General features: G+C 74.8%; 7 protein-coding genes and 3 tRNA genes. 4 read left to right on the top strand and 6 right to left on the bottom strand.

The window, feature by feature from the left end:
- The 4 genes from PUR56_RS13840 to crcB (PUR56_RS13825) all read right to left on the bottom strand — a co-directional run.
- The coding region (locus tag PUR56_RS13840; RefSeq protein ID WP_329949119.1) for a DEAD/DEAH box helicase at nt 1-1,820 on the bottom strand (1,820 nt) is incomplete at its 3' end.
- A 1,319-nt stretch (nt 1,821-3,139) separates the two neighbouring features.
- Nucleotides 3,140-3,514: a fluoride efflux transporter CrcB gene (crcB, locus tag PUR56_RS13835; RefSeq protein WP_329949118.1), complete on the bottom strand. Its 375-nt coding sequence runs from the start codon at nt 3,512-3,514 to the stop codon at nt 3,140-3,142.
- Nucleotides 3,511-3,897 (bottom strand): DUF190 domain-containing protein, encoded by a 387-nt coding sequence (locus PUR56_RS13830; protein ID WP_329884987.1) that lies wholly within the window; start codon nt 3,895-3,897, stop codon nt 3,511-3,513. Before PUR56_RS13830 ends, crcB (PUR56_RS13835) begins: the two co-directional genes overlap by 4 nt.
- A gap of 62 nt (nt 3,898-3,959) precedes the next feature.
- Complete coding sequence (gene crcB, locus PUR56_RS13825) at nt 3,960-4,451, bottom strand: fluoride efflux transporter CrcB (RefSeq protein ID WP_329949117.1); 492 nt, start codon at nt 4,449-4,451, stop codon at nt 3,960-3,962.
- A gap of 70 nt (nt 4,452-4,521) precedes the next feature.
- On the opposite strand from crcB (PUR56_RS13825), the gene PUR56_RS13820 reads away from it, so the two are divergent.
- The 4 genes from PUR56_RS13820 (at nt 4,522) to PUR56_RS13805 (ending at nt 5,322) form a co-directional block, all read left to right on the top strand.
- Nucleotides 4,522-4,863 (top strand): metallopeptidase family protein, encoded by a 342-nt coding sequence (locus PUR56_RS13820; RefSeq protein WP_329884514.1) that lies wholly within the window; start codon nt 4,522-4,524, stop codon nt 4,861-4,863.
- 155 nt (nt 4,864-5,018) lie between these two features.
- Nucleotides 5,019-5,091 (top strand) — tRNA-Glu (locus PUR56_RS13815).
- 56 nt (nt 5,092-5,147) lie between these two features.
- A tRNA-Asp gene (locus PUR56_RS13810) sits at nt 5,148-5,221 on the top strand.
- Between the two features lie 27 nt (nt 5,222-5,248).
- A tRNA-Phe gene (locus PUR56_RS13805) sits at nt 5,249-5,322 on the top strand.
- A gap of 188 nt (nt 5,323-5,510) precedes the next feature.
- On the opposite strand, the gene PUR56_RS13800 is transcribed toward PUR56_RS13805, so the two are convergent.
- Both PUR56_RS13800 and PUR56_RS13795 read right to left on the bottom strand, forming a co-directional pair.
- Complete coding sequence (locus tag PUR56_RS13800) at nt 5,511-6,467, bottom strand: hypothetical protein (RefSeq protein WP_329949116.1); 957 nt, start codon at nt 6,465-6,467, stop codon at nt 5,511-5,513.
- Entirely contained in the window at nt 6,464-6,985 is a 522-nt protein-coding gene (locus PUR56_RS13795; RefSeq protein ID WP_329949115.1) for a SigE family RNA polymerase sigma factor, read from the bottom strand. Before PUR56_RS13795 ends, PUR56_RS13800 begins: the two co-directional genes overlap by 4 nt.
- Between the last annotated feature and the right edge of the window lie 53 nt (nt 6,986-7,038).

Below are 7,038 nucleotides of genomic sequence, written 5' to 3'. Positions count from 1 at the left end.
CCGCGGTCGTCACGGTCACGGTTGAAGGACGGACGGTCCCCACGGTCGCGGTTGAAGCCGCCACGGTCGTCACGGTCACGGTTGAAGCCACCGGAGCGGCCACCGCGGTCGTCACGGTCACGGTTGAAGGACGGACGGTCCTCGCGGAACGCGGGGCGCTCGCTGCGCGCCTCGCGGTGCGACGGCGCGCGCTCCTCGGTCACCGCGGGGGTCGCGGCCGGCTCGGTCACGGCGGTCTCGCCGGTGGTCACGGCCTCGCCCTCGGCCTCGGCGGCCGGGGCCTCGTCCACGATGCCCAGGTCGGCACGCTCGCGCGCGGCCCGCGCGGACAGCCGGTCGGCCTCGTCGCGCAGCTCGGCGGCGCGACGCTGGGCGCGCTCCAGCTGGCGGCCCATGTCGGCGACCTCGCGCTCGGCGGCACCGGCGATGTTCGCCGCGCTCTCCGCCTGGACCTCGACCAGCGAACGGGCGCCGGTGATCCGGGCCACCTCGGGGTCGAAGGCGTGGTCCAGGATGTGGCGGCCGGCGTCGACGCCCGCGTCCTCCATCAGGCGGAAGACGCCGCGGCGCTGGTGCGGCAGCACCAGGGTGACGACGGTGCCGGAGCGACCGGCACGGGCGGTGCGGCCCGAGCGGTGCAGGTAGTCCTTGTGGTCACCGGCCGGGTCGACGTTGAGGACCAGGTCGATGCCGTCGACGTGGATGCCTCGCGCGGCGACGTCGGTGGCGACGACGACGTTGACGTAGCCGTCCTTGAAGTCGCCGAGGACCCGGGTACGGGCGCCCTGGGTCATGCCGCCGTGCAGCGCGTCGGCCTTCACACCGGCCTCGACGAGCTGCTCGGCGACGCGGTCGGCGCCCATCTGGGTGCGGACGAAGATGATCGTGCGGCCCTTGCGGGCGGCGATCGCGTTGGTGATCGGCGCCTTGTCCTTGGGCTTCACCACGAGGATGTGGTGGGTCATGGTGGTCACCGCGCCGGCCGACGGGTCGACCTCGTGGGTGACCGGGTTGTTCAGGTAGCGCTTGACCAGGGTGTCGATCTCGTTCTCCAGGGTGGCGGAGAACAGCAGGCGCTGGCCGCCGGCCGGCACCTGGTCGAGGATCTCGGTGACCTCGGGCAGGAAGCCCATGTCGGCCATCTGGTCGGCCTCGTCGAGGACGGCGACCTGGACGTCGGCGAGCTTGGCGGAGCCGCGGTTGATCAGGTCGCGCAGGCGGCCGGGGGTGGCGACGAGGACGTCGACGCCGCGCTCCAGCGCGTAGATCTGGTTGGACATCGAGGTACCGCCGCAGACCACCTTGAGCCGCAGGCCGAGCACCGAGCCGAAGGGCTCCAGGGCGTCGGCGACCTGCATCGCCAGCTCACGGGTCGGGACGAGGATCAGGCCGCGCGGGTGCTTGGCACGGGTGCGCTCGCCGGCGGCGAGGCGGGTCAGCAGCGGCAGGCCGAAGCTGAGGGTCTTGCCGGAGCCGGTGCGGCCGCGGCCCAGCACGTCCTTGCCGGCCAGCGCGTCCGGGATGGTCGCGGCCTGGATCGGGAACGGGGTGGTGACGTCACGCTTGGCGAGGGCGCGGACGATGTCGTCCGGCAGGCCCAGGTCGCCGAAGGTGAGGGTGGGCTCGGCGGGCTCCTCGGCGGTCTCGACCGCGTCGGTGTCGGCGACCTCGACCTCGTCGACGGCGGCGATCAGCTCGGCGTCGGCCTCGACGACCGGCTGGGCGGCGTCGAGGGAGTCGGTGGTCGGCTCGGTGGTGGTGGCATCGGCGGCGGACTCGCTCGCAGGCATGGCGAAGCGGGCGTCGTCAACGAGAGACATCTAAAACCTTCCGGAAGTGGCACGCGCCAAAGTCCGGGGTTCTGTTTCACAACCGCCTCTATGCGGTCAGCCACGGATCGCCGGAACGCGCCAAGGGCGCCAGGTGAGTTAGGGCGCCAGTCAAATGGATCAAACGAACGATCTACCACCATAGACGAACCTCGGGATCAAAGGCAAATGCGCTGGCCGGACCTGGGAACCGGAGCCCGGCCGCACGCGCCACTACCCTCCGGTCCCCGCACTCGGTGCCGACGAGGCCGTCACAGCGGGTGACGGCTCCGGCGCCGGGGTGGCGGTCGGCGCGGGCGTGGTGTGCCCGGGCTCCGGCGAGGCGGGCGGCCGGGCACTCGGGCTCGCGGCCGGGGTGGATGCCGCCGAGCCGCCGGAACGGCCGTCGCCGGGGCCCGCGCCCGTCCCGGTGGTGGCCCCGGTGCCCCCCGTGGTGTGTCCCGTCCCCGCGGTCCCGCCCGCGCCGCCCGCCGCACCGCCCGCGGTCGCACCGGAGCCCGAGTGGGGCGCCGGGCTGACGCTCGCGCCCCCGGCCGAGCCGCTCACGCCGGGCGCGGACTCGCCGGGCGCACCAGCCGGTACCGGCTCCGCGCCGGCAGGTGCGCCGTTCGCGTCGCTCAGATCACCCGTCACGACGGGCTGCTCGCCCATGGCCGGGCCGAGGCCGCCACCCGGCGCGTTCTGCCCCTGCACGCTCCCCGCACGCTCCGGCCGCCCCGAGGCACCACCCTGGTGCCCGCCGGCCGTCGGCGAGGCCGACGGGCCGGACCCCGGCCTGGCCGCCGTCCCCGCCTGGCCGACCGGCACCGCACCGTGCTTCTCGTCCGCCCCGGGCCCCACCGACATGCACCCGGTCAGCCCCAGCCCGGCCACCGCCAGCACCGCCGCCGCCCGCACCACCCCGGTCCGGACCGCCGCCGTGCGCGGCTCGGCCCGCCGCTCCGCGAGCGACCGCACCACCGCCGCCGGGCGCCCGGACTCCGCCGGTTCCCTCGCCGGGATCCCGGCCGCCGACGGCTCCGCCGGCCGCCCCTCCCGAGTGCCCGTCTCCCGCTCCGTACGCACCGCACGGACCGCACGCATCGCCCGCTTCGCCGCCACCGCGCTCCCTCTCCTGACCCCGCCCCGGGCGGACCGCCCACCCACCGCGCGCGGCCACCATTTCTGGTGCCCAACGCGCGCCCCCGGCGCACGGACACGGACCGGCCCACCGGAAGCACCCGAACGAGCGCCGCGCCCGCCCCCGGGTCCGAACGGGCGTGCCCCGACCGGACCCGCGACCGCCCCAGGGCGCCCCGCTCGCCGGGCGATCAGCCCCAGAGCGCCGAGGCCAGGCCCGCCCCCGCGTAGACCGCCGCCAGGCCCGCCACGACGCTGCCCACGACGTTGGCCAGCGCGTACCGCACGGCCCCGCCCTCCGCCAGCCGCAGCGTCTCGTACGAGAAGGTCGAGTACGTGGTCAGCGCCCCGCAGAACCCCGTCCCGACCAGCAGCCGGACGTGCGAGGACGCGGCGCCGGCCGCCACCGCGCCGGTCAACAGCCCCAGCACCAGGCAGCCGGCCGCGTTCACGGTGAACGTCCCCCACGGGAACACCGAGTCGTGCCGGGACTGCACCACCCGGTCGGTCAGGTACCGCAGCGGCGCACCGACCGCCGCGCCGGCCACCACCAGCAACCAGTTCACGCCCCGGCCTCCCCGGCTTCGCCGCGCGGACCCGCCGCGCCGTCCGCGGACGGCCCGCCGCGGCCCGCGTACCGGACCACCTCGCACCGGTCCAGCAGCACCAGCCCCTCCGCCACCAGCCCGTCCAGCTGCGGCAGGAAGGCCCGCACCCGCTCCTCCGTGTCCACGATCACCACCGCCACCGGCAGGTCCTCGCTCAGCGACAGCAGCCGCGCCGTGTGCACCAGGGACGACGCCCCGAAACCCTCGATCCCCCGGAACACGCTCGCCCCGGCCAGCCCGGCGGCCCGCGCCCGGTGCACGATCTCGCTGTACAGCGGGCGGTGCCGGCAGCGGTCGTTCTCGCCGACCAGCACCGTCAGCCGCAGCGCCTCCCCGCCCAGCCGCGACGACGCCGGACCGCGCCCCTGATCCGCCCCCGGTTCCGGTTCCGGCCCCCGCCCCGTCACGCCGACCTCCCCGCGCCGCGCCGGACCAGACGGCGCGTCACCCGGGACGCCCCCCAGACCGCCACCAGCGCCGCCACCGGCGTCCCGCCGAGGTAGGCCAGCCCGAGGCCCGGCCGTCCCTCCTCCAGCAGCCCGCGGATGTCCACCGCGTACGTCGAGAAGGTCGTGAACCCGCCCAGCACGCCGGTCCCGAAGAACGGCCGCAGCAACGGGTGCGCCGGACGGCCCTCGGTGACCACCACCAGGAAGACCCCGATCACCGCGCACCCGGCCACGTTGACCAGCAGCGTGGTCCACGGGAACGCCGCCGTCCCGGTCGGCCAGAGCAGCCCGGCCCCGTACCGGGCCGCCGCCCCCAGCGCCCCGCCGACCGCCACCACCGCCACCGCCGGCCCCTGCCCGCGCAGCGCCGACGGCCGCCGCGGGACCACCGTCCGCGACGGGTCTCCCACCGGGCCGTCCGGCACCACGCCCTCCGAGGTCGCCATGAGCCCATGAAACACCGCCGTCGACCGCCTGGCACACCGTCACCCCAGACCCGACAATGATCCGGTGGAGATGACCCGGGAAGACTTCGAGGTACTGGTCAGCGATGCGCTCGACCAGATCCCCCCGCAGCTCGCGGCGATGATGGACAACGTCGCGGTCTTCGTCGAGGACGAACCCGACCCCGCCGACCCCGAGCTCCTCGGCCTGTACGAGGGCACCCCCCTCACCGAACGCGGTGAGTGGTACGCCGGCGTGCTGCCGGACCGGATCCTCGTCTACCGGGGACCGACCCTCCGCCTCTGCGACAGCCGCGAGCAGGTCGTCGACGAGGTCCGCACCACGGTGATCCACGAGGTCGCCCACCACTTCGGCTTCGACGACCACGAGCTCGACGAACTCGGCTGGTCCTGAGCCCGCACCCCGACCGCGCGGCGCTCGCACCCGGGCCGGACCGCCCCACCGGCGCCCCACCGCCCACCTGGCCGAAACCCGTTTTGGCGATCCGCCCGGCATCCCATATGCTTCTCGACGTCCCCGAACGCTGGAGACAGCGGGACAGGCCGCAAGCCCTCATCGTCTAGTGGCCCAGGACGCCGCCCTTTCAAGGCGGTAGCACGGGTTCGAATCCCGTTGGGGGCACGCAGTACCGTAGTACAGTGCAGTAAGGCAAGACCTGGTGGAGCGACACCACCTCAGGTCCCGTGGAGCAGTTGGTTAGCTCGCCACCCTGTCAAGGTGGAGGTCGCGGGTTCAAGTCCCGTCGGGATCGCTCGTCTCGCAAGAGACGGTGCAGTACGGCCAGGTAGCTCAGTTGGTACGAGCGTCCGCCTGAAAAGCGGAAGGTCGCCGGTTCGACCCCGGCCCTGGCCACCGTACTGGGAAGGCCCCGGAGAGTTCACTCTCCGGGGCCTTCTGCGTGTGTCCGCAGGCGGGCCCGGGCCGAGCCGCGCGCGGCTCGGCCCGGGCCCGTCCGGGGGTTCCGGGCTGCGCGCTCCGGTACCCGGGGCGGTGGACCGCTCCGACCACAGGACCCGCGCACCCGGCCCCGGACGGGCGGCTCAGCCCTTCTGGGCCGCGAAGAGGGTGCCGTCCGCGCGGTAGAGGCTGACCCGGTACGTGGACGAGGTGCCGTCGGCGGCGATCCAACGGACGGGCGAGTCGCCGAGGGTCACGACGGCGGGCCGGGCGACGGTGCCGTCGGCCCACTTCACCTCGGCGTAGGAGACCTCGGGGGCGACCGTGAAGAAGCCCACCTCGGGGGCGCCGTAGAACGGGTCGTCGGTGCCGTTCTTGGCCCAGGCGTGGAAGGCGGCGCCGCCGGTGACGTCCTCGACCCCGCCGGGCGGGGTCGAGCCGGGCGGAGGGGTGCCCCAGAACGGGACGGCGCCCCGTACGGGCTGCTCGCTCGCCACGGACCGCGAGATCCGCTTGCCGTCCACGATCAGGGAGAAGACCACCTGGTCGTGGTCGGCGTGCCGGTACTGGTCGACGTAGTCCTGGGTCGGCGGGGAGTCGGTGGAGCCCGCCGCCTTGTCCTCCTCCCAGATCAGCCGGGCCTGCTGGAGGGCCTGTTCCTTGGAGACGGCCGGCCAGAGGGCCGCCCAGGCGGTCCACGGCTTGCCGTCCTTGGTGCCCGACGCCATCTGCACCCGGACCGGTGTGAACGGGTCCCGGGGGGCGGGCGGGGCGGTCTGGGTGGGTGTGGCGGCCGGAGCCTGTCCGGGGCCCGCCGCGGGCGAGAGCGGCGCGGACGCCGCGATCAGCGGCCCGGTACGGGACGACGGGCCGGGGCCGCCGTGGACGGCCGCGACGCCGCCGACGGCCGCGACCACGGCGAGCGCCGTCGCCCCCGTCAGCAGGGACCGCCGCCGCATCACCCTGCGGCGTCCTCCGGCCTGGACGGCGGTGTACGGCACGGGGCCGATCTGCACCGTCTCCGCCAGTCCGGAGAGCTCCCGGGCCACCGCCCCCGTTCCCTCGACCGCTCCGGCCGACCCTGTTTCGTCGCGGTTCACGCCGCACCTCCGATGCTCGTCCTGGTGTTGAGTGAGGAGAGCTCGCGCAGCTTGGCGATCCCCTTCGACGCCTGGCTCTTGACCGTGCCCACGGAGCAGCCCATGGCGGCGGCGGCCTGGGACTCGCTGAGGTCCTCCCAGTACCGGAGCACCACCGCCTGGCGCTGCCCGGGGGGCAGCGTGCCGAGCGCCTCCAGCAGCGCCGCCCGGTCGTCGACCCGTCCGAAGCCGTCCGGGCCGGACTGCTCGGGAACGGCGGTGACCAGCCGCTCGGGAAGCTTCCGCCGGAACCGGCGGGCGTGTTCGTTGATCAGGATCCGGCGCACGTACGCGTACGGATCGTCGGCCCGGGTGACCTTCCCCCAGGCCGCGTACGTCCGTTCCAGTGCCGTCTGGACCAGGTCCTCCGCCAGGTAGCGCTCCCCCGACAGCAGGAACGCCGTGCGCATCAGACGTGGCCAGGCACCGGTCATGAACGCGTTGAACTCGAAGTCCCGCTCGGCCTTCTTGGCTCCCATGAGTACCTCCTCGCCCTCCCAGAGCCCGGGACGGTGGTGAACCGTTGCCCGGC

Source organism: Streptomyces sp. BE303 (assembly GCF_036290945.1).
GTDB lineage: Bacteria > Actinomycetota > Actinomycetes > Streptomycetales > Streptomycetaceae > Kitasatospora.
This window is presented reverse-complemented; position numbering and strand designations above follow the sequence as displayed.

What these genes read in the sequence shown, in the direction of transcription:
- PUR56_RS13820 (WP_329884514.1), top strand. Translation starts at nt 4,522, where the DNA reads ATGACCCGGGAAGACTTCGAGGTACTGGTCAGCGATGCGCTCGACCAG.
- PUR56_RS13795 (WP_329949115.1), bottom strand. Translation starts at nt 6,985, where the DNA reads ATGGGAGCCAAGAAGGCCGAGCGGGACTTCGAGTTCAACGCGTTCATG.
- crcB (WP_329949117.1), bottom strand. Translation starts at nt 4,451, where the DNA reads ATGGCGACCTCGGAGGGCGTGGTGCCGGACGGCCCGGTGGGAGACCCG.